The following is a 23,252-nucleotide window of genomic DNA, read 5'->3' as shown; positions in this document are numbered from 1 at the left end:
TTTGCAGCTATTTTTTTGTCTTGCTAGTTGTTTAAAAAACAAAACCCTGGTGATGGGCACCAGGGTTTGTTACTAACCAATTATAAACCTAAATTATGAAAAGACATTTTTAATAATCACTGTTTTTAAGTAGTGATTTGATACAGCAAAATTAATGATAAACATTTGATATTATGTTATGTGAATGTCATTTCAAATATTTCTTGATGTCATTCATCATTATTCCCCTGCAATAGATAACCTTAATTATCTCCTACAAAGATACATCAAAAAACCTATTTACTCCAAATGTTTTTGAATTAAAGTTGTCTCCACAATATGTGTTGTGACATTAATATGATTTTTTGTCTATTTGTAATAATAAGTTGTCTTAATAGCTGTAAATTTTGTATTATTTTGTATTGTATTTCGAATTATATATTACTTATTTTTGAAAGAAAACAGCTATGATTTTTGATAATCTTAAAAAAGTGAAAGCTTTTGTATTGGACGTGGATGGTGTGTTGACTGATGGGCGTGTGCTGGTCAATGAGGCTGGTGAACAGTTGCGCACTTTTAATATTAAGGATGGTTATATCATGCAGTTAGCTGTTAAGCGGGGTTATCCAATCATCATTATTACAGGTGGAAATTCTACTGGTGTTGTTAAAAGACTAAAGGGGTTAGGTGTTCAAGAAATTCATTCAGGAATCTCCGATAAGATTGGAAAGCTGAATGAAGTCCTGGCTTCACTGAGCCTGAATTTTGAAGATATCCTTTATATGGGAGATGATATGCCAGACTTTGACTGTATGAAACTGGCTGGTCTAGCCACATGTCCTGCTGATGCTATTGAGGAAATTAAAGGAATTTGCCATTATATTTCTCCAAAAATTGGTGGTGATGGGGCTGTACGAGATGTCATGGAAAAAGTATTAAAAATTCAGGGTAAATGGCAAATGGATACAACAGTCAAAAGTATATAAGTAATGATAAATTTAGAGAATAGACAAATAATACTGGGCTCTCAATCGCCGCGAAGAAGCCAATTGTTAAGTGAATTGGGTTTGAAGTTTGAAGTGGTGGTCCGCGAGACGGATGAAGTTGTCGATGAACTTCTAAAACCTATAGCGGTAGTGAAGGCCATTGCGACAAAAAAAGCTGAGGCTTTTCTTAATGATTTTGAAGGGGCTGTAATCATTACTGCAGATACTATTGTTGTTACCTCTGATCAAAAAATATTAGGAAAACCCAAAAGTAAAGCGGAAGCTTTTCACGTGTTAAAGATGTTATCTGGTGATATCCACGAAGTAATTACTGCAGTTTGTATTCTGGAAGATGAAAAATTAATTACTTTTTCGGAATCCACTGAAGTAGAATTTTATCCGCTTAGTGATGATGAAATTAATTTTTATATTGAAAAATATGAGCCATTTGATAAAGCGGGCTCTTATGGAATACAAGAGTGGATAGGTCGTATCGGGATCAAAAGTATCAAGGGAGAATATACAAATGTGGTAGGATTGCCAACAGCTCGACTCTATCAGGAACTAAAGAAACTAAAATAAAAAAGGGAACCGCTAACTTGGTTCCCTTTTTATTTTAGTTGATATGAAATCTTACACCGGTGTAGAACATTCTTCCCGTTAATGGTCCCCATAATAGAGACGTGTCAAAGTAAGATCCAAATGGATCATCTGCTCCTAAAATTGGATTATGTTGGAAATAATTTGTTAAGTTTTCACCACCGACATAAATTGTGAAGTTTTTATTTTTTCCAAAATCTTTACTTACCTGCGCATTCATCGTTACATAAGCATTTGATTTTGTTGCTACCTGATATGCAACTGGGTTTTCTATTGTTGAAGGTATTCTTTTATCTCCTACAATATTTAAGGTATAGTCAAAGCTCCATCCTGATGAAGGTAATGTATAAGCTAGATTAGTAAAACCTCGGTGCTTAGCCAATAGCGGTTTACTTTTTCTACCACTTTCAAAGTCAGTTTGAACATCGAGTAAACGATATGCAAGTCTTGTTTCTAAACGAGGAAGAGGATTGAAACGTAATTCTGCCTGAAGACTATTTGAATATGATTTACCTGTTAAGTTATAAAAAGATATTTCTCTAGGGTTTTCATAGTCAACTACGACCTGATTTTCAAAACTGTTTCTAAATAACTCAACCGATGCAGTTGCCTCTCTGTTGAACAATCTGAAACTTTGATCAATTGTAAAGCCAGTATTCCAAGAAACTTCAGGATCTAATCCGTAAGCATTTTTAAAATTGTCTGGAGATTTGATAATTAATGTACGGCTACTTGCTAGTGCAGACATATTTTCGGCAATAATGTTAGCCGTTCTTTGCCCTCTACCAGCACTTAAACGCATTGTATTACCTGTAAAAGGTGCATAACGTAAATTTAAACGAGGTGTAGTAAACCAACCGTACAATGAGTTATAATCTTGTCTTAAACCTACGACGGCATCAAATTTTTCATTTGGACTGAAAGTATATTCTACAAAAGCACCGGAAACAGTTTCTTTTCTCTTAAAATTCTGAACATCCAGATATAACTCATCATAGTTATCATAATTTACCGAAGCTCCCACACGGTATTTGTGAGCTACAGTTCCGAGAACATCTTGAAATATCAAATTGGCATATCCATTCTGTTGTTCACCATTATAATTTTTTAGACCAAAATAACTTTTTTGATTATAGTTTGAACCTGCAAGTTGTAGACCTATACTGCGGTGTCTGTTTTCTGGAAATACATAGCCGATTTTAGCAAAACCTTCGATTCTTTCAATATCAAAACCTAGACCATATCTATTGGTAGTTCCTTTATCTGTTTTTTTGTTAAAATCTGTTTGACCACCTGTACGGTCATCATTTAAATATTTAATTCCAAACTGTGCCATGAAGCCTTTTCCATTTTCGTAGTTCCAACGGTTTACTCCGGAAAAGAGGTTTCCAACAGGGATATCACGAAAACCGTTATCACTGAAATTCATTGTTTTATTATACATGAAATTATCATGTAACAGGACAGCGGTAGACCAATTGTTGTTTATTTTTTGAGCTAAATTTAAGTTTACATCTGTTCTTCCCATGTTGTTTGCATAGGCATTGAAATAAAGTCTGTCCGAATTTTGAGGTTTTTTAAGTTCAACATTAATTTGTCCAGCCATGTTTTCATATCCATTTGCAACAGAACCAATGCCTTTTGCAATTTGAATAGATTCTATCCAGCTTCCAGATATCGAATTTAAACCTAGTGGGGCTGCTAAGCCTCTAGGTCCAGGTAAGTTCTCTACAGTAAGCTGTGTATATATACCGCTTAATCCTAGCATTTGAATCTGTTTAGAACCTGTTACAGCATCATTACTTACGACATCAACAGAAGCATTTGTTTCGAAACTTTCACTTAAATCACAACATGCAGCTTTAAATAGTTCTTTAGTTGTTAATACCTCTACACGTGCAGGATTCATTCGATTGATGAAGTTTGATCTTCTGCTTCCTGTTACTACCACCTCAGATAAGACATTGCTTTTTGCGTTTATCATCAATACTTCATGCAAGTCTTTTATAGTAATCGTATCCGATTGCATACCTGCAAAACTCACAACGATCTTCTTAAAATTTCCATGATGCTGTAATTTGAAAACACCATTTTCATTTGTTCTTGCATTTTTGCTTTTATCTTCTAACCAATGGATATTAACACCTGTGATTGGATTGAGGTCTCCTTTTTCATTTTCTTCAACAACTACGCCCGTTAAAATGTGGTTGTGATCATGATGATCATCTTTCTTTGCTTTTACATCCGTAATTTTACCGTTTTCCATTCTCGGATATAAACAACATTCATGTAATTGTTCATATACTTGATCATCGGCACGTACATTGTCTACATCGTGTCCAACGGCAGCAATGCTCTTTTTTATTTCTTCTAAAGGTGCTTTTTGATGATTATGTTTTACTACCAGCTCTTTTGTGTTCACATCCCAGATTGCTGATGTAACACCATTAATAGTTGCCGCAGTTTCGATTCTTTTTTTACATAAAGCACAGTTTCCTGCTACATGCATAGTGGTTGTGCTATCAACAGAAACGGTTGTTGTAGCACTACTATTGTTTGTGGTAGCACTAACTGTTAATGGCGAAGCTTGAACTTTTTCTAATCTAGGATATAAGCAGCATTCATGTAATTCGGCATATGCTTTATCGTTTCCTCGTACATTCTCAACATCATGTCCGACAGCCGCAATGCTTTTTTTAATCGTTTCTAATGTTGATTTTTTAGCACTATATGTTAAGGACAGTTTCTGAGTATCTTCACTCCACACGGCGTTCGACACACCCGGAAGATTGGCTGCTTTTTCAATACGTTTTTTACACATACCGCAGTTTCCAGCGACATGTAATGTGACCGTACTGTCTTGTTTAGCAATATAAGAAGTGGCTTTCAGCGAAGTATTTGCAAGAAAAATAAATAGGGGTATAAGTGCGTATTTTAATATTTGTTTCATGATTTTTTTAAAATTTTGAAATAGTAGTATACTTCAGCTTTTATCGCTAAAGTTTGACCTTGGTTGTCTTTAAAAGACCTATTAAAAAATTTAAAAATCAGATTCTGAAGTTACAGTTTATCAAATAAGGAGAAATATCAGTTGCCGATATCGGTTTATTTGACGCGAAAACACATTTGGAATTGGCAATGTTTTCAAAGTAGTTTTGATTTATAATAATCCAGTTTAATACCAGAATGGCTGGACTGATAACCGGATAAACCTTTGCACTATCCGATGAAAAATGATTGTCGTCGACGTTTTTTAAATCGACAGAAACATTTTTACATTTATTATCTTCAGTCGATTTCTGTTCTTCCGAAACAGGAGTTTTATGGCAGGCATCATTTTTTTTGCATAATGCACATTCTGCATGTGAGGCCTCGTCTTTATTCAGGGAGATGGATTGCGTTTCTCCATGACAAAAATGAAAATATACAGTTGCACTAGTCGCCGTAAGGGAATAGTGAAAAATCAAGATAAGTATGATCAACTGTTTCATTTCGACAAAGCTAATAAACAACTTGCTCTCTTAAGCATTCTTGTTGTCATATTATTGCTACAATTTTTGTTCAGTTAGTACAAATTTCAGTACCGTCCTAAATAAATTTTAGGGCCATATAAATCCCTATCTGCTGGTGTTTCCATGCAGATTTTATTGTTACTCTCCGAATAAATCCTCCCTGTCCGTTTCAGAAAAGGTTAAACTGTCCATTTTGATCGGGCGGTTTGCCCGAAATAAACGGGTCATCGGCCCATTTCCACAGATCAATCTTCACGAAGATATTCAGCCGTATGAAATTCACCAGATTTGACAGGTTCCAGCTATATTTCGCCCTTTTCTGAATATACTTGAAGAGTAATATCCCGATCAGGGCTGTCCATATCTGGATGTAAACGGCATTCTGGGAGGTGCCTACAAAACTGGTGACCTTCAGCCGCTGCTTGAGGTGTTTAAAGAACGTCTCGATCTCCCAGCGCTCTTTGTAAAGTGCAGCTACGGTGGCAGCCTTCCACTGAAAATGATTGGTCAGGAACTCGTATTCTAAATTTTTGATGCTGTCCCAAACCCGGACAAGACGCATCTTCTTATCTCCGTACCGAGCTGCTGAGCTGCCATCCAAGGCAATAACCTGATCTTCAATCACCCCGGCTTCTTTCAGTTCATCGCTTTTCCAGGACTTCAATACCGTATATTTCATATTGGATTTGCTCCTTGTTACGAAAAAGCAGCCAGTGCTGTCCAAAACGTTCATCCAGGCGTAATCGACATAGCCCCGATCCACCACTACCACACATCCTTTGGGAAAGGATAGGGTCTTTGCCAGGGTGGATTCATGTGTTTTGCCATCGGTAATATGCACGAAGCTGGGCATACAGCCATCGTAATCCAGTACCGTATGCAACTTCACCGCACCTTTGGCACTTCGGAACCTTGCCCAATCAAACACCGACAGGCAGAGCGGGATCACCGTGGCATCCATCAGCAGCACTTTGCGTTTCAGCATGCGCAGTTCTGAGCGAAGATGCGTCTGCTTCTGCCAGAGTGTGTCCAATAACCCAATATACAGGTCGCGGAATAACACGTGGTCACGATGCGCATTCATGTAGGAAAGATTGGACTTGCTGGGCACCCTGCTGATACCCATGTGGTGCATATTGCCCGTCGTACTCCGCAAACCGTTGCTGATGTCCCTGACAGAATCTGCAGACGATAAATGGCAGAAAAGCATGCTTACCAAATGCGTCCAGCTGTTGATCCCCTTGTGGTGCTTGTCTGACTCATGCTTGCGCACCAAAAAATTGAAACCACCGCGGTCGATAAGCGAGAGAATCTGAGAAAATACATTTATATTTACCATGGTGGTGATTTGTTTTAGCAAACTAAATATAGCATTCCATGCTATATCATTCACCACCACTTTTTAAAAAACGTTTAGGACGCTACTGTGCAAATTTATAAAAATAGTCCTTGATAGAGCAAGGACTATTTTTTGTTTTAACCTTTTATTGATTTAATAAAATTAGGAATTTCATCTAAGTAATTGTCCTTCGTTAGTAGTTTCACAAATGCTGTACCTATAATAGCTCCTGTGGCAAACGATGTAGCTTGTTCAAAAGATTGCTTATTTGAAATGCCAAATCCGATTGCAATTGGATTTGCGAGTTGCATATCTTTTATTCGCTGGAAGTAAGCAGTTGTTGTGTCTCCTACATTCAGTTCTGTACCTGTAGTTGCATTAGAGGAGAGCAAGTAGATAAAGCTATTGGAAAGTTTATCAATCTTTCTGATACGTTCTTCTGAAGTCTGTGGGGTCACTATAAAAATATTGGCAACGTCATTCTTTTCAAATGTATCTTTATAAAGTTCTTCATATTCATACATCGGTAAGTCTGGTACAATAATTCCATCAATACCCACCTTTTTGCAGTCAGCACAAAAGCGTTCCACACCATATTGTAATAAAGGGTTTACATAGCCCATTAAAAACACGGGAATGGTCACATGCTTACGTAACTCTTTCAATTGTTCAAAAAGAATTTCTACTGTCATGCCATTCTTTAAAGCAACCTCGGAGCTATGTTGAATCGTGGGGCCATCGGCAACAGGATCTGAATAAGGGAAACCGATTTCTAAAAAATCAGCACCTGATTCCTCCAGCTTTTTGGCAATAGTTACTGTGCTATCAAGTGTTGGGTAACCAGCAGTATAATATATCGATAAGAGACCTTGATCCCCTGTTTTTTTTATTTTTCTCATCGTTTAAAAGCCAAAATATTTCATGTAATTGTCCAGATCCTTATCTCCGCGTCCTGACAGACAGATGACCACAGTATCATCTGGTTTTAAATCCATTTTTTCTAAGTATGCTAAAGCATGGGCACTTTCAATAGCTGGAATAATTCCTTCCAGTCTTGTGAGCAACAATCCTGCTTCCATTGCCTCTTTATCCGTCACGCTCACATAATTGCCGCGTCCGGATTTAAATAACCAGGCGTGCTGTGGACCAATTCCAGGATAGTCTAATCCCGCAGATATGGAGTATGGTTCTATAACCTGTCCATCTGAAGTCTGCATCAGCAATGATCGGCTTCCATGTAATACACCTTCTTTTCCAAGTGCCGTTGTTGCAGCAGACTCGCCAGAGTCAACACCTAATCCAGCAGCTTCTACAGCAATCAGCTTTACTGATTCTTCATCTACAAAGTGATAAAACATACCTGCAGCATTCGATCCACCACCTACACATGCTATTGCATAGTCAGGATTGGATTTGCCTGTTTTTTCTAAGAGCTGTTTTTTTGTTTCTTCAGATATGATGGACTGAAAACGAGCAACCATATCTGGGTAGGGGTGAGGCCCTACTACAGAACCAATGATATAATGTGTGTCAACGGGATTGTTTATCCAATCTCGTAAAGCTTCGTTAGTAGCATCTTTTAAAGTTTTGCTTCCCGATTGTGCTGGTACTACTTGTGCTCCCATCATCTTCATTCTGGCAACATTTGGTGCTTGACGCTCAATATCTATGGCGCCCATGTAGACCACACATTCTAATCCTTTTAATGCACATACAGTAGCAGTAGCAACACCGTGTTGCCCAGCTCCCGTTTCAGCTATGATCCTTTTCTTTCCTAGTCGCTGTGCAAGTAAGATTTGACCAATTGTATTGTTTATTTTATGAGCACCTGTATGATTTAGATCTTCTCTTTTTAAATATATTTTACTCCCATACTTCTCGGATAGACGGCCTGCATAGTATAAAGGTGATGGTCTACCGACATAATCTCTTAGAAGTTGATTAAACTCTTCCTGAAAACTGGGTTCTTGAATAATATCTAAATATTTTTGACGTAGTTCTTCTACATTAGGGTATAGCATTTCTGGAATGTAAGCACCTCCAAATTGACCATAATATCCTTTTTCATTAACCTGGTACTTGCTCATAATTCATGTTTTTCAATGTCTGTTCTAATAATTCTACATTTTTTATTCCTGACTTAAATTCAAATTTTGAATTTAAATCGAGACCGTATAAACGAGGATCGGAAATCTGGCATGCCTCTCTTATATTTTCAGCACTTAAACCACCACTTAAAAAATAGGGTTTCTCTAATGGGTAGTTCCTCAATAAATCCCAGTCAAAGTGTATTCCCGAACCTCCATGGTTACTAGTTTTAGTGTCAAATAAAAAATAATCAGCAACCGATTCGTATGCGTTGAGAGATTGCCAATCAAAGTTTTCGTCAATGCCAAAAGATTTGATGACAAGAATATCTTTAGATTTTAACCTAAGACAAAAATCAGGATCCTCATGACCATGTAACTGAATTCCGGTTAATCCGTAATCACTGATTTTTTGTAGAATTTCCTGCTCGCTGGCATTTACAAAAACACCTATTTTTTTTATTCCTGGGATTGCCTTTATAAAATGGGCATCCAAAGCACTGACATATCGTTTTGATTTTTCATAGAAAATCAAACCCATATAATCGATCGGTAATTTAATGAGATCTAGCATATTATCCAGATCTTTCATGCCACAAACTTTAATTTTTAAGCTCATGTTATTTATTTATAAGTTTTTTGAAACTATTGAATGCTCTTCCGCTTTTAAGTGATTCTTCTGCTTCGGCCAAACAAGCTGCAAATGTTTTTTGCGGATCAAATGTATTGATAGCAAAGGCGGCATTTGTAAGTACTACGTTATTTTGAATGTCATTGCCATCATTGCTAATAATTTTCAAAAATGTGTCTGCCGCTTCATTGATTGTTTCCCCACTAGCTAAAGAAGCTGGTGCAACAATATCAAAGCCAAGTTCAGGAATACTGTAGTATTTTTCTCCAGCATTGGTTATAACTTTGAAATCACCTGTAAGTGATATCTCATCGTATCCATCCAGTGCATGTATAATCGAATATTGTTTTACTGAATCTTGATAGAGGTATCCATACAATCTTGCAAGCTCTAGACTAAAAACACCTACAGATTGAAATTTTGGATTCGCAGGATTCGTCAAAGGGCCTAGCATGTTAAAGAATGTTTTAACGGCCAACGCTTTTCGAATAGGTGCTACCGTCTTCATCGCAGGATGAAATAAAGGGGCATGTAAGAAGCAAATGTTAGCCTCATCCAGTTGTCTGTTTAGCTCGCCTTTATCGTTTGTAAATTGATAGCCCAAATATTCCATAACATTGGAAGAACCACAGCCCGATGAGACGCCGATATTACCATGTTTAGCGACATGATAACCTGCTCCAGCTACAACAAAAGATGCTAATGTAGAAATGTTGAAAGTGTTTTTTCCATCTCCACCTGTACCACATAAATCGATTAAATCATAACCGCTGAAGTCAAGTTGAAGACATAGATCGTACATCGCATCTCTAAATCCACCAAGTTCTTCCACACGGATACTTCGCATGCCGTAAGCTGTCATGAATGCAGCGATCTGATGGCTATCATATCTGCCCTCTGTGATATTGATGAGGATATCATAAGCCTCTTTTCTGCTGAATGATTTATATTCAAATAAATGCGCTAATATTTTTTTCATGGTATTGTTAAAATAAAAAAAGGCTTACCTAAAAAGGCAAGCCTACTATTTTGATGTATAGATAAATCTAAGCAATAGTTCTTTGCCACAACAGTTTAACTGTTATGCCACCACCAAGACTTATTTAATACGTTTATATTCATTTCTTTATTGTAATAGCAAATATGGTTGATTATTTTAAAAAAAGCAAGTGATTTAGTGAATAATTTTAATATGTGACAAAATGTGCTAAATTATTTCCTTTTGAGACTAAAGTAAAGGATGCAATTTTGTCTGCTTCAAGATAAAGGGATACAATCAGCCTGTCTTTTATTTTAAGAAAGTAAATGTTCGACGCATTTTTTCCTTCTAAGTCGATATCCCTAGTTTCCTTTTTAGGAAGCTGATGATAGTTGAGATACTGAATTTGACTAATATCTTTCATCTGTATATTGAGACGGACTTCGTTTAGACTTGCTTCGAGATATTCAAAATATTCATCCGTAAGCTTTTTGTTGATGATGATGTGCTGACTTAAGATCACATCGGTAGCAATATTGGGGTCATTAAGAGCAGTGACAAATTTTTTCACAATAACCAAATTGGAATCAGGAACTCTGTTTTCCTGTGCAAAATTGATATTGGGAACCAGAAATGCCAAAAGTATACATGCACTTTTAAGATATGTTATCATATAGTGATAAGACTGCTATTTAGTGAAAAGGATTAAACCGTATAAAAAATGCCTTACAATTCAATGTAAGGCATTTTTTATTAATACTCGTCTTCGTTAAAGAAGAAATCATCCTTAGTAGGATAATCTGGCCAAATTTCTTCTATATTCTCGTAAGGCTCACCGTCGTCTTCTAAATCTTGTAAATTTTCGATTACTTCAACAGGAGCACCAGAACGAATACCATAGTCGATTAATTCATCTTTTGTTGCCGGCCAAGGGGCATCTTCTAAATGTGAAGCTAACTCTAATGTCCAATACATAATAAAAACAGATTAAGTTTTCAATTTTCGCAAAAATATAATTTAATTTGTCTTTAGCAAGTTATTTGACATTTATTTTTTTATTATCAATTTAAGTGATTGATATTCAGTTTGAAAAAATATGCTGGCATTGTGCTTGTCTTTCTAAATATTTTCAAAATCATCACCTTTTTCTTCTAATGCTGATAGTCTTGGAGAAACGGATTTGATATCTGTATTTGGATAATCAGCTTCTATAAGTCCATCTCTCATGCGGACGATTCGATGTGCATGCTGTGCAATATCTTCCTCGTGAGTTACCAATATGATGGTATTTCCCTTAGAATGGATTTCTTCTAAAAGCCCCATGATTTCGATAGAAGTCTTTGTGTCAAGATTTCCTGTAGGTTCATCCGCAAGAATAATGGATGGGTTGTTTATCAATGCACGGGCAACTGCTACACGTTGGCGTTGACCACCTGATAACTCATTCGGACGATGATCAACACGATTTCCTAATCCGACACTATTTAAAGCCTGTGTTGCTTTTTCCTCCCGTACACTTTGTTTAATCCCTGCATAAATTAATGGAAGTGCAACATTTTCCAATGCTGTGCTTTTGGGTAAAAGGTTGAATGTTTGAAAAACAAATCCAATCTCCTTATTCCGAACCTCAGCCAGTTCATCATCTGTCATATCACTGACATTGATGCCATTTAAAATATAATCACCATAATTAGGAGTGTCTAAGCAACCTAAAATATTCATTAATGTTGACTTTCCAGATCCAGATGGACCCATTAAAGCTACAAATTCACCTTTCTTTATATTTAAAGAAACAGATTTTAACGCATGAATAGTCTCTGTTCCTATTGTATATTGTCGAGCGATCTCTTGAATTTCAATTAATGTTGCGGAAGCCATAGCAAACTTGTTTAAATTTGGTGCTCAAATTACAATTTATTCTGCAATTTCCAATGTGAAAGCATTTTATTGTAAACGTAATTTTCTAAGTCAGCAGCATTTTGTTCATCATAATTATCTGTATTAATCGGAGCAAATACTTGCACTTTTACGATGCCTGGATGCGATCCTAATTTATGACCGTCATCCCATAAAATTTCCCAGGCATTTTCAATGACAATCGGTATTATTGGAATATTATTCTCAATTGCCAGACGAAATGCACCAGATTTAAAAGGATGTATAGTAGGTGGATACTGCTCATCAATTTTTCCTTCCGGAAAAATGGCAAGAGATTTTCCATCCTTAAGCATTTCATTAGCCTTTTTAAAAGATCTGAAAGAAGCCATTCTGCTCTTACGATCTACAGGGATATCAATTGTTTTAAAAAATATGCGTGTTACGGGGTTTTTCAATAACTCTGCTTTTCCAATAAAACTAATAGCTTTCTGGGATATAAAAGTCATCGCCGTGATGTCTAGAACGGAAGTATGGTTGGCACAGAGGATATAAGGTTTGGACCAGTCAATTTTTTCTTCAAACTTTACGCGGTAAAAAATACCGGCACCATATGAACCGATGAGGCTCATCCATCTCCTGAGATACGCGATTTGATTATAGTTTTTGGATGCATTTCTTGCATATAGCCATATGATGGGAAAAAGACAACAGAATACAATAAAAACACTGGCAAAATAAAAATAGCGATGCAGTTTCTTCAGAATTTTAATCATTCAATAATATTTTTATACAAGATAGCTTTTCGTAAGGAGAGCAATATAATAAAAAAGGGGTTCAAATTAGCGAACCCCTTTCTGTATTTTGTGCAGGTAGTTATTTACTTAATGCAGCATAATATTTATGAAACAAAGGAATAGTTGAAATACCTTTAAGATAATTTTCAATACCATATTTCTCGTTCGGAGAATGTAGGTTGTCACTATTTAATCCGAAACCAAGAAGGACAGTTTTTAAGCCTAAAACTTCCTCAAATAAGGCTACAATAGGAATTGAACCTCCGCCGCGGGTTGGGATAGGTTTTATCCCAAATGTGTCCGTTAATGCTTTCTCAGCAGCTTTGTAAGCGACACTATCAGTTGGAGTTACAACCGGTTCGCCACCATGATGCGGTTTAACTTCGACTTGTACATTTTTTGGAGCGATTGCTTCGAAATGTTTTTTAAATAAGTCTGTAATGCGCTGTGAATTTTGATTTGGAACTAATCGCATCGAAATCTTGGCATATGCTTTCGAAGGAAGTACAGTTTTTGCACCTTCACCAATATAACCTCCCCAAATACCGTTCACTTCTAAAGTCGGGCGAGTACCTGTACGTTCAATTGTTGAATATCCTTCTTCTCCCCATAGCTCTTGAACACCTAAATCTTTTTTATATGCTTCGATTTCGAATGGCGCTTTATTGAGCTCATCGCGTTCTTCCTGAGATAGTTCGACGACATCATCATAAAATCCTGGAATGGCAATATGATTGTTCTCATCATGTAGAGATGCGATTAATTTTGCTAAGATTGTAGCTGGGTTTGCAACTGCGCCCCCGTAAACACCAGAGTGTAAATCTCTATTTGGACCAGTTACTTCAACTTCAACATAAGATAATCCTCTTAATCCAGTTTCTAAAGATGGAGTTTCCAGACTGATCATCGATGTGTCAGAAATAACAATTACGTCAGCTTTTAATTTTTCCTTATTTTCTTTTACAAAAGTTCCAAGGTTAGCAGAACCAACTTCTTCTTCTCCCTCGATCATGAATTTAATATTGCACGCAAGTGCATTATTTTTCATCATATATTCAAATGCTTTTACATGCATATAGAATTGTCCCTTATCATCAGCAGAACCACGTGCGTAAATTTTACCATCACGTACTGTTGGCTCAAATGGTGGCGTATCCCACAATTCATATGGATCAGCAGGTTGCACATCATAATGCCCATAGGTTAATACCGTAGGTAAAGCAGGATCGATAATCTTTTCTCCATATACAATCGGATTACCCGCTGTTTGACAGATTTCTACATTATCTGCGCCAGCCTCCTTTAACTTTTGTGCTACAAATTCTGCCGTTTTTTCGATATCACCTTTAAATTTTGGATCAGCACTTACTGACGGAAGACGTAATAAATCAAACAACTCATCTAAAAATCGTTGTTTGTTCGCCTCAACATATTCTTGTATAGTTTGCATAGTATGAATGTATTTAAAACAAAAATAGGTAAAACATTATAATTTCACCTTGGTAATTATGGTTTTAGAGGCATAATTAAAGGATTTAAAAAAAAGTTATAAAAAGTTGTAACATTTCTATTGAAAGCCTATCTAATAGGGGTAACTACACAATATATTTGTGCAGTTTTATTAACCAAAGTGATAATTATAGTTTTTAGATGAAAAGAAAAACGATTTTCCATTTGCTGTTGCTATTACCGATGCTTGTGAGCTTTTGCTTTGCTCAGAGTAAAATTCAAGGTAAAATTAGTGATGCCAAAGATCAGCAGAAGTTGTCAAATGCAACAGTCATGCTTTTGAGTGCCAAAGACTCTATTCTTTTAGATTTTACCAGATCTGATGAAAATGGTAATTTTTCGTTAAGTACACCCGTACAAAGTGAAGCAGTACTTATTGTAAGTTATCCCAAATATGGAGACTATTATACCGAAATTTTACCAAATCAAGATTATTCAGCATTAAAGGTTGGTTTGACAAGTACAGCGCAACTTTTACAAGAAGTTATCGTAACAGGTCGCATTCCGATCACTATTAAAGGAGATACTACAGAGTATGATGCAGGTAGCTTTAAAGTGGAAAAAAATGCTAAAGTTGAAGATTTATTGAAAGTATTGCCGGGTATTACGGTTGATGCATCGGGAAAGATTACTGCCCAAGGTAAAACTGTGAAAAAGGTTTTAGTAGACGGTGAAGAATTCTTTGGCGATGATCCGACATTAGTGACACGTAACATACGTTCAGACATGGTTGATAAAGTGCAGGTCTACGAAAAAAAATCAGAACAAGCAGAGCGTACAGGGGTTGATGATGGTCAACGAGAGCAAACCATTAATGTGAAACTAAAAGATGGCGCCAAAAATGGCATGTTTGGTAAGGCTTTAGCAGGTGGTGGAACAGATCAATACTACATGGGGCAGCTGATGATTAATAAGTTTAAAGGTTCGCAAAAAATATCAGCTTATGGTCTATTTGGTAACAATGGTACTACATCGATGAATTGGCAAGATGCAGAGAAATATGGGGGCGATTCCGGAGTAAGTTATGGTGACGATGGATCGATGTCCTGGTCAAGTTTTACTGATCCATTCTCTGGCCAAGGTGTAATTGGTGTCCCAAGAGCAATTAATTCAGGCATTAACTTTTCAGACAAATTTGATAAAAACAAGCATAACGTAAATATCAATTATAAATATGGCCGTATTAGTAGTGATGGTCAAGATGAAACCTTGATGAGTGGTCTTATCAACAGCCGTACTGTAAAAACTGTAGATACGGAAAATGATCAACATCGTGTAAATTTGAAATACGATCTTAACTTTGACTCCTTAAATACATTGACAATTCGTGGAGGAGCATCGCAAAAGAACCTTTGGTCTGATAATAAGCGCGAAGCGTACCAATTTTCTGAAAAATTGGATACAGTAACAACTGAAAATACAAGAGAAGTTGCGGACAATAAGGTTAAAGCATTTAATTTAAGTGCGTTGTTTACTCATAAATTTAAGAAAAAAGGAAGATCATTGACATTTAGTGGAGAGACAAGGAAAGATGAAACTACTGGAGAAGGAACACTTTTTTCAACAGTAAGTAAATATAAGGTTAGTACTGATACTACAGATCAGCGGAAAAAGAGGGAACAAAATGTAACGACTAGTCGTGCATCTTTAACCTATACAGAACCATTGTCTAAAGTCTTAAATATGTCAATTGGTGGGGGAATCGAAAGTAATAAAAGTTCTTCTTTGGTGGAATCTTTTAATAAAGGATCTGGAAAATATGATGTACTAGATCCTGATTTTAGTAATAATTATGATTTCAATAGAACAAGCAGTAATTATAAACTGGCATTCGGTTATACAACGGAAAAGTTAAGATTAAATTTTACGAATAGTTTCAATAATGATGATTTAGAGCAACGGAATAACGATACGAAAGAACAGTTTTCCAGAAACTTCTTCACTTATAATCCGTCATTAGGTGGTGGTTATTCATTTACTAAAAGTAAGCAGTTGTGGTTTAATTACAATGGACGTAATCAACTACCTGCTTTAAATCAAATCCAGCCGATACTTGATAACTCAGATCAATTGAATCGCTATATTGGGAATGAGAATTTGAAACCATCTTTTAGTCATAATATAAACTTAGGTTATAATACATTTAAGTTATTGACAGGAAGTTATGCATATGTAGGAGGGAACGTAAATGTTGTAAAAGATCCTATTTCACAGAACATCACTACTGCGAATGGTATAAATACCTACGAATGGAATAATATAATAGGAAAAACTAATCTATCTGCTAATTTTTGGTCCGGTTATTACTTTAAGTTGAATAAAAAATTGGGATTGAGTAACTCGCCACAATTATCATTGTCAACATCGGAAAATTATAATTTCTTCAATGGTGAACTGAATAAAGTAAATACAACCAATTATAATTTTACTTACACGTTGACCCGTGATACAAAAACCGGGCTAAACTTTAATATTAATTTAAGTCCGCAATACCGTGTTATGGAGTCTAACTTACAGCAAAATACAAACAGTAATGGTTTTGTATTCGGTTCTTCTGGAAGTGTAGAATACTTTTTTACAAAAACACTTAAGGTATATACCAACTACGATTATACTTACGAGGCTGCAACGAAAGCGTTTGACCAGAAGTTTGATCAATTTTTACTTCATCCAGGAGTTAGTAAGAAATTCTTGAAAAATGAGTCTTTGATTTTAGATTTTACAGTTAATGATGTCCTGAATCAAAATAAAGGCTTTAGCAGATCGGCCTCTAGCTCTGTATTTACGCAAAGAAGATATGATACGATCAGACGTTACTATATGTTAAAGCTATCATGGGATTTTACAAAAATGTTTTTATAAGATGAAACACATGAAAATACTAAATTACGGTATACTTTTTATACTCTTATGTTGTAGTACGCTTGCTAAAGCACAGTATACACTTTTTTCTAAGGTCGGTACCATTTCGTTTGATAAAACGATGTATATGAAGAACATCGTTAATAAACAGTTTATTGCCAAAGCTGATGGTAATTCCAGAACTCAGTTTGAACAGATGCTTCCAAATATTCCAGAGAATGTTGTCTTAAAGAAGACCCTTAAATTCAATGGAAATGAAACACTATTTCAACCGGTCGCTGGACAGGAATTGGATATGAAAGCAAAGCAACTGATTATGATGTTTGCTCTGGACTTTGATGCGCAGACTTTATCAAATTTAGCAACGAAGGATTATAAACGTTTTAATGATATGATGGGTGATAAAATTATCATTCAGGACTCCGTTAAAAAAATTCAATGGCGTATTACTGATGAGTACCGCGATATTGCAGGTTATACATGCCGACGGGCAAATGGGTTTACTTCAGATTCAACTTATGTAATAGGGTTCTATGCAAATGAAATTCCAGTTAGTGGAGGCCCTGAGTCTATAAGTGGCTTGCCGGGTATGATTTTGGGTCTCGTGGTACCAAGTCAACACGTATCTTATTTTGCTACGCAGGTAGAATTGAGCAATACTATTGTGATGGATAAGAAGGTTTTTGAAAATAAGAAAACTAAAACCATGAGCCGTAAGCAAATGATTGATCAATTTACATCCACTATATCGCAATGGTTGAACAAAGATACAGTAAAATATATTATGCAATTAGCTACTTTGTAATTGTAGAACCACGTTGTATATAATTTAAAAAGCCCTTAAACATTACATTTAAGGGCTTTTTAATATTAAAAAATAATAGCAAAATAAAAGGCGCTTTAAAAGCGCCTTTTATTTTGATTAAGATAAATAAGAACTATTTACCGTCATTTTTCTTAGCAGTAACTTCATTACGAATTTCTTGTGCTAATGTTTTAATGTCTTGTAATCCTTTGCGTACACGAGTACCTGCAGCAGAGTTACCATTGTTGAAAAATTTGTCTGCATCTCCTTCGATTGATGCTACTAACTCTTTTAATTTTACGTAGTTTTCCATTTTAATAATTATAATTTTAGTTTTATGGTCTTGTTTATTACTCTAATTAACACAATAAATATACAAAAACCAATTTAATAGAAAATATTTTTTCAGAAAAATTTCTGTTAAAAATTGTGAAATATGATTATTCTACAATTTTTAATTCACTAATGATATTGGTAGCTCCAGCAAATTTGTCAATTACAAATAAAACGTAACGAATATCTACAGATATCGTGCGTTGCAATTTGTGATCAAAAATAACGTCACCTGCCATCGCTTCAATATTACCATCAAAAGCCAAGCCAATTAGTTCGCCATTTCCATTTATTACAGGAGAACCTGAATTTCCACCTGTTATATCATTGTCACTTAGAAAGTTAACTGGAAGGTATCCAGCTTTATCTGCATAGCGACCGTAATCTTTATTGTTTTGCAAATCAATCAATCTCTGAGGCAAATCAAACTCTTCGTCTCCTTTTTTGTACTTAGCAATAGTGCCTTTCAAAGTCGTATAGAAGTTTTGTGCAGCATCATTACGTTTATCTGCAGGCAATGATTTAATAGAACCGTATGTTAAACGTAACGTGCTATTTGCATCTGGATAGAATTTTCCTTTTGGATTAGATGCTAATACGCCAGCAACATATTTACGGTGTGCAGCCTCGAATTTATCCGTTGCTTCTTTATCTGAAGCCGAAGACTCACGGTATTTATTTAATAATGCTGTCGATAATTTGTACAATGGATCGTTATCTAACGCTAACGCTGTCGGATTGTCTAAAAAGTTTTTAAGTCTTTCTTCGGAAGCAAAAATACTATTTTTGACAGCTTCACGAATATATGATGTTAGATCATTGTTGTTTTTACCAGCTAGTTCTGCAACATAAGGAGCGATGTTGCCACCTTTTTTTGCATATAGGTTCAATTCATCAATCAATACATCTTCCTCTAGAGGTAAGTATAACTTCTCATAACTTGAAGCAATTGCTCCTTGCAACTTTGGTAATAACTCTTTACGTTTCGCCTCATTAGACTTTACATATAAATCCAATCCATTTCCGATTGAAAAAGGTAAAGCGGCTAATGTACTCGAACGGATCATACCACTTAAATAGTTGTCATGACGCGCTTTTTCATTCGTAGCGGCATAATATGCGTTAATCGTAGCAATTACATCACCATATTCTGCTTTATTCTCTTTTTTATTAGCCCATTTGTTAAATTTAGCCTCATCTTGAGCTTTTGTCACCGCAGTTTTGTGCAACGTTAAAGCGTCGATCATTCCTTGGCGATTTTTCCAGTAGTTAGCTACTTGAGAATATTTAGAAGCATAATTGATTTTAACAGCTTGATCTTTGTCCATGTATTTTTTCATGGCATCCATTCCTGTTTTTGATGCTTCTACCCAAGCAGGGTAAGCAAACTTTACATTTTGATCAATTCCCCCTGCAGGCATCCAACGATTTGTACGACCAGGGTATCCCAATATCATAGCAAAATCACCTTCTTTAAAACCCTTTAAGCTGATCGGTAAGAAGTGTTTTGGTTTTAAAGGAACATTTTCCTTAGCATATTCTGCTGGGTTACCATTCTTGTCTCCATATACACGGAAGATAGAAAAGTCTCCTGTGTGGCGTGGCCACTCCCAGTTGTCCGTATCACCACCAAATTTACCAATGCTGTTAGGAGGAGTTCCTACTAAACGGACATCGTTAAAATCTTGATAAACGAAATAATAATATTCATTGCCATTGTAAAATGATTTCACATTGACGATGTATTTACCGTTTTCGCTATTTTCTTTTTCGATCTTAGCGATCTCCTGATTAATGATTTTTTGACGTTCAGATTCAGACATTTTATCATTTACTAATGACAAAATTCTTTTTGAAACATCATCCATACGAACAAAGAAGCGAACGAATAAAGATTTTGGCTTTAATTCTTCAGATTTTGTTTTTGCCCAGAAACCATTTGTTAAGTGGTCATTTTCAGGAGTTGATAATTCTGCAATTGCACCATATCCACAGTGGTGATTTGTGAATACTAAGCCTTGATCAGAAACAATTTCTGCAGTACAACCACCATTGAATTGTACGATCGCGTCTTTTAAACTTGAATTGTTGATGCTGTAGATTTCTTCAGCCGTCAGTTTCAATCCTTTCTTTTGCATATCAGCTTCATTAAGTCGCTTCAAGTGCATTAAGAACCACATTCCTTCATCTGCGAATGTGGTCATACTTGCTGTGATAAGCAGCAATAAGATCCATAATTTTTTCATACAAACTTGATAAAAAAGTTTAGTTATTTACTACAAAGGTGGTTTAATTCTGCTTTAAATCAAAATGCGACCAATGAAGCATCTTTTTAACAATAATAATGAAACAGTTATGTCAGTTTTACGTCAATCTGATAATCATTTAATGCATAAGATAAGCATGTGGATGCTTTTCATTATCTTTGTAAAATGCAGCAAACATTTGAAAATTTTAAATTGAATAAGCAGCTTTTGAATGCAATTGAAGAAGCAGGTTATTCGGTTCCAACAGAAATACAACAAAAAGCTATTACACCGATTCTAGCTGGTCAAGATATCATGGGAGTAGCGCAAACAGGCACTGGAAAGACGGCTGCATTTGTCTTACCTATATTAATGAAATTGAAATATGCGCAAGGTCAAGATGCACGCGCTTTAATTTTATCGCCAACCCGCGAACTTGCTATGCAGATAGAGGAAAATATCCAGACATTTTCAAAATATCTTGATTTACGTACAGTTGTTTTATATGGTGGTTTGGGGCCTAAAACCCAAATTGAAAACCTTGAAAAAGGAGTAGACATAATTGTCGCGACACCAGGGCGCTTTTTAGATTTATATTTAGAAGGTCATATTAATGTGAAATCATTGAAATTTTTGGTGATGGATGAGGCCGATAAAATGATGGATATGGGATTCATTTCTAAATTGCACCGTATTTTGGAAGTCGTGCCTAGAAAAAGACAAAATCTATTATTCTCCGCAACAATGGGAGAGCTGGTTCGGAAAATTGCTGGCGATTTCTTAGCTTTTCCAACGGTTATAGAAGTTTCTGAGCAAGCAACGCCAGCTTCGACGGTGAGTCAGAGAGTTTATTTCGTTCCTAATCAAAAAACAAAACTCAATTTATTGCAACATCTACTGAAAGATGATGAATCATTTCATCGTTTAATTGTTTTTTGCAAAACAAGAACAGTTGCGGATAATGTTTTTGCTTTTTTAGAACGTAAATATGGCAAAGATCAAGTACGGGTTATACATGCTAATAAAGGTCAAAATACACGTATCAATTCTATTAATGCCTTTAAAGAAGGAAATATACGAATATTAGTGGCGACTGATGTAGCAGCACGTGGTCTTGATGTTTCCAATGTTTCTCATGTGATTAACTTTGAAGTTCCTATAGTGACAGAAGATTACGTACACCGTATCGGACGTACCGGCCGTGCATTTAATTCTGGTGATGCTATTACTTTTTGCAATGATGCAGAAAAATATTATTTCAGAAAAATTGAAAAGTTAATGCGTCAGTCTGTTGATGTTGCTCCACTACCAGGTGAAGTTTTTATCGAAGAAACACCATATTTCGAACGCCAGGCTATTGCCAAAGAAATCGATATTCAAAAACGAAAAGAAGATCCAGATTTTAAAGGTGCGTTCCACGAAAAGAAATTTGCAATCAAGCAGAAAGAAGCAAAAGCATCACAGCGTGCATCGGGGTTCAAGTCTAATAAACAAGGTCCTAAAACTTCTACTAAAAGAAATTATAGAACAAAATAGTGAGACTTACACCAATTAATATCGTATCGGCATGCTTACTAGCTTGGTATTTTGTAGAGGATATGTCCGATACAAAACCATTACTGTCTATGACTGCGCTGTCGATCTTAATGGTGGTATTACTATTGGTGGATATTTTCTTCCGGATTATTGTCAAACAAAATAAAAAACTTTGGCTCTATGAGTTGGGTTTTATAGTGGTAGTCGCGATCTTAACACTTATTATAAAAATAGCGTAAGCCTTTTGTAAAAAGCATTATTAATATGAAACAGTCTTGAGCATATCATAGAGAAATCAACATGTTCAGAGTAGCTTCATAGCCTTTAAAAAACGAGTGAAACTAGCTTAATAATTAGTAAAAGCTAACACTCATTATTAAAACAAATCATATTCTAATGAAAAAAGCAGAAATAAAATTACAGGTTGAATTGGATGATGCAAATGTGCCTGACAAAATTACTTGGTCTTCTAATGATGGTGAATCTTCTGATGAGCTTCCTGCCAAAGCCATGTTTTTAGCATTATGGGATTCTGCATATAAAAACTCAATGCGTATCGATTTATGGACTAAAGATATGCCTTATGATGAGATGAAACGTTTTTTCTATGAGACCTTACAGACATTAGGAGATTCATTTCTACGTTCTTCAGGCGGTGATCCTATGGCAGAGAAAGTAATCGCAGATTTACGTGATTATTGTGCTCACTTTGCTGATAAAATGGAAGTATTAGAACAACAAAACTAATTTTTTCGATATGAATTACTTTTTGGTCAAATCTGAGCCTTTCAAATACAGCTGGGAGCAATTTAATAAAGATGGTCAGACGTTTTGGGATGGTGTACGTAATTATCAAGCCCGTAACAATCTTAAAGCAATGAAAGAGGGTGATCTTGTTTTATTTTACCATAGCAATGAAGGAAAAGAAGTGGTGGGTATTGCAAAAGTTGTAAAAGAATACTATCAGGACCCTACAACTGAAGATCCGAAATGGGTAGTCGTAGATTTAGCTCCGGTGGAAACATTTAAGAAATCAGTTACGTTAGAGCAGATCAAAGCAGATGAATTTTTACAGGATGTTGCATTAGTACGTCAAGGAAGATTATCTGTAATGCCACTAAAGGCTGAAGAGTTTGATCGTATAGTGGCTTTAGGCTCTGAATAATAGCGTTTGCA

At 35.8% G+C, this 23,252-nt stretch carries 22 protein-coding genes; 8 read left to right on the top strand and 14 right to left on the bottom strand.

Going from position 1 to position 23,252, the window contains the following annotated elements:
- The first annotated feature begins 446 nt into the window (after positions 1 to 446).
- On the top strand, positions 447 to 965 hold the full coding sequence (locus M2265_RS13050) for a KdsC family phosphatase (RefSeq protein ID WP_206368672.1): 519 nt from the start codon (positions 447 to 449) through the stop codon (positions 963 to 965).
- Between the two features lie 3 nt (positions 966 to 968).
- Complete coding sequence (locus M2265_RS13045; RefSeq protein WP_183915987.1) at positions 969 to 1,547, top strand: Maf family nucleotide pyrophosphatase; 579 nt, start codon at positions 969 to 971, stop codon at positions 1,545 to 1,547.
- A 34-nt stretch (positions 1,548 to 1,581) separates the two neighbouring features.
- On the opposite strand, the gene M2265_RS13040 is transcribed toward M2265_RS13045, so the two are convergent.
- The 12 genes from M2265_RS13040 to M2265_RS12985 form a co-directional block, all read right to left on the bottom strand.
- The gene (locus M2265_RS13040; RefSeq protein WP_132772334.1) at positions 1,582 to 4,515 is read right to left on the bottom strand and encodes a TonB-dependent receptor domain-containing protein; all 2,934 of its coding nucleotides are present in this window, start codon (positions 4,513 to 4,515) and stop codon (positions 1,582 to 1,584) included.
- 97 nt (positions 4,516 to 4,612) lie between these two features.
- A complete protein-coding gene (locus tag M2265_RS13035; protein WP_132772332.1) occupies positions 4,613 to 5,056 on the bottom strand; it encodes a hypothetical protein in 444 nt (147 codons plus the stop codon).
- Between the two features lie 190 nt (positions 5,057 to 5,246).
- The gene (locus M2265_RS13030; RefSeq protein ID WP_132773957.1) at positions 5,247 to 6,416 is read right to left on the bottom strand and encodes an IS4 family transposase; all 1,170 of its coding nucleotides are present in this window, start codon (positions 6,414 to 6,416) and stop codon (positions 5,247 to 5,249) included.
- Between the two features lie 137 nt (positions 6,417 to 6,553).
- Positions 6,554 to 7,315: a tryptophan synthase subunit alpha gene (trpA, locus tag M2265_RS13025; protein ID WP_132773387.1), complete on the bottom strand. Its 762-nt coding sequence runs from the start codon at positions 7,313 to 7,315 to the stop codon at positions 6,554 to 6,556.
- A 3-nt stretch (positions 7,316 to 7,318) separates the two neighbouring features.
- Entirely contained in the window at positions 7,319 to 8,503 is a 1,185-nt protein-coding gene (trpB, locus tag M2265_RS13020; RefSeq protein ID WP_132773389.1) for a tryptophan synthase subunit beta, read from the bottom strand.
- Positions 8,484 to 9,122, bottom strand: a complete 639-nt coding sequence (locus M2265_RS13015; protein WP_132773391.1) for a phosphoribosylanthranilate isomerase — start codon at positions 9,120 to 9,122, stop codon at positions 8,484 to 8,486. The genes trpB and M2265_RS13015 overlap by 20 nt, the downstream gene beginning before the upstream one ends.
- 1 nt (position 9,123) lies before the next feature.
- A complete protein-coding gene (trpD, locus tag M2265_RS13010; RefSeq protein ID WP_132773393.1) occupies positions 9,124 to 10,113 on the bottom strand; it encodes an anthranilate phosphoribosyltransferase in 990 nt (329 codons plus the stop codon).
- A 208-nt stretch (positions 10,114 to 10,321) separates the two neighbouring features.
- Entirely contained in the window at positions 10,322 to 10,786 is a 465-nt protein-coding gene (locus tag M2265_RS13005) for a hypothetical protein (protein ID WP_021188821.1), read from the bottom strand.
- A gap of 80 nt (positions 10,787 to 10,866) precedes the next feature.
- Entirely contained in the window at positions 10,867 to 11,088 is a 222-nt protein-coding gene (locus M2265_RS13000) for a DUF2795 domain-containing protein (protein ID WP_021188822.1), read from the bottom strand.
- 144 nt (positions 11,089 to 11,232) lie between these two features.
- Positions 11,233 to 11,991: an ABC transporter ATP-binding protein gene (locus M2265_RS12995; protein ID WP_021188823.1), complete on the bottom strand. Its 759-nt coding sequence runs from the start codon at positions 11,989 to 11,991 to the stop codon at positions 11,233 to 11,235.
- 29 nt (positions 11,992 to 12,020) lie between these two features.
- Positions 12,021 to 12,764, bottom strand: coding sequence for a lysophospholipid acyltransferase family protein (locus tag M2265_RS12990; RefSeq protein WP_132773395.1), 744 nt, complete (start codon positions 12,762 to 12,764; stop codon positions 12,021 to 12,023).
- A gap of 100 nt (positions 12,765 to 12,864) precedes the next feature.
- The gene (locus tag M2265_RS12985; RefSeq protein ID WP_132773397.1) at positions 12,865 to 14,235 is read right to left on the bottom strand and encodes a dipeptidase; all 1,371 of its coding nucleotides are present in this window, start codon (positions 14,233 to 14,235) and stop codon (positions 12,865 to 12,867) included.
- A 200-nt stretch (positions 14,236 to 14,435) separates the two neighbouring features.
- Here M2265_RS12985 and M2265_RS12980 point away from each other — a divergent pair, with 200 nt between their 5' ends.
- Together M2265_RS12980 and M2265_RS12975 are read left to right on the top strand one after the other, a co-directional pair.
- The gene (locus M2265_RS12980) at positions 14,436 to 17,156 is read left to right on the top strand and encodes an outer membrane beta-barrel protein (protein WP_132773399.1); all 2,721 of its coding nucleotides are present in this window, start codon (positions 14,436 to 14,438) and stop codon (positions 17,154 to 17,156) included.
- A 10-nt stretch (positions 17,157 to 17,166) separates the two neighbouring features.
- Positions 17,167 to 17,961, top strand: a complete 795-nt coding sequence (locus M2265_RS12975; protein WP_132773400.1) for a GLPGLI family protein — start codon at positions 17,167 to 17,169, stop codon at positions 17,959 to 17,961.
- A 133-nt stretch (positions 17,962 to 18,094) separates the two neighbouring features.
- Here the strand turns inward: M2265_RS12975 and M2265_RS12970 are convergent, their stop codons facing one another.
- Positions 18,095 to 18,274 (bottom strand): hypothetical protein, encoded by a 180-nt coding sequence (locus M2265_RS12970; protein WP_021188827.1) that lies wholly within the window; start codon positions 18,272 to 18,274, stop codon positions 18,095 to 18,097.
- A 127-nt stretch (positions 18,275 to 18,401) separates the two neighbouring features.
- Positions 18,402 to 20,540 carry a S46 family peptidase gene (locus M2265_RS12965; protein ID WP_132773402.1) on the bottom strand — a complete coding sequence of 713 codons (2,139 nt, stop codon included), beginning with the start codon at positions 20,538 to 20,540 and terminating at the stop codon, positions 18,402 to 18,404.
- 186 nt (positions 20,541 to 20,726) lie between these two features.
- Here M2265_RS12965 and M2265_RS12960 point away from each other — a divergent pair, with 186 nt between their 5' ends.
- The 4 genes from M2265_RS12960 to M2265_RS12945 all read left to right on the top strand — a co-directional run bounded on the left by M2265_RS12960 (position 20,727) and on the right by M2265_RS12945 (position 23,241).
- Entirely contained in the window at positions 20,727 to 22,076 is a 1,350-nt protein-coding gene (locus tag M2265_RS12960; protein ID WP_132773404.1) for a DEAD/DEAH box helicase, read from the top strand.
- Positions 22,076 to 22,315 carry a hypothetical protein gene (locus M2265_RS12955; protein WP_132773406.1) on the top strand — a complete coding sequence of 80 codons (240 nt, stop codon included), beginning with the start codon at positions 22,076 to 22,078 and terminating at the stop codon, positions 22,313 to 22,315. The genes M2265_RS12960 and M2265_RS12955 overlap by 1 nt, the downstream gene beginning before the upstream one ends.
- Before the next feature lie 157 nt (positions 22,316 to 22,472).
- Positions 22,473 to 22,823 (top strand): gliding motility protein GldC, encoded by a 351-nt coding sequence (gene gldC / locus M2265_RS12950; RefSeq protein WP_021188829.1) that lies wholly within the window; start codon positions 22,473 to 22,475, stop codon positions 22,821 to 22,823.
- A gap of 10 nt (positions 22,824 to 22,833) precedes the next feature.
- Positions 22,834 to 23,241 (top strand): EVE domain-containing protein, encoded by a 408-nt coding sequence (locus M2265_RS12945; protein WP_021188830.1) that lies wholly within the window; start codon positions 22,834 to 22,836, stop codon positions 23,239 to 23,241.
- Positions 23,242 to 23,252 lie beyond the last annotated feature (11 nt).

The organism is Sphingobacterium kitahiroshimense (genome assembly GCF_025961315.1).
In the GTDB taxonomy this organism is placed as follows: domain Bacteria; phylum Bacteroidota; class Bacteroidia; order Sphingobacteriales; family Sphingobacteriaceae; genus Sphingobacterium; species Sphingobacterium anhuiense.
This window is presented reverse-complemented; position numbering and strand designations above follow the sequence as displayed.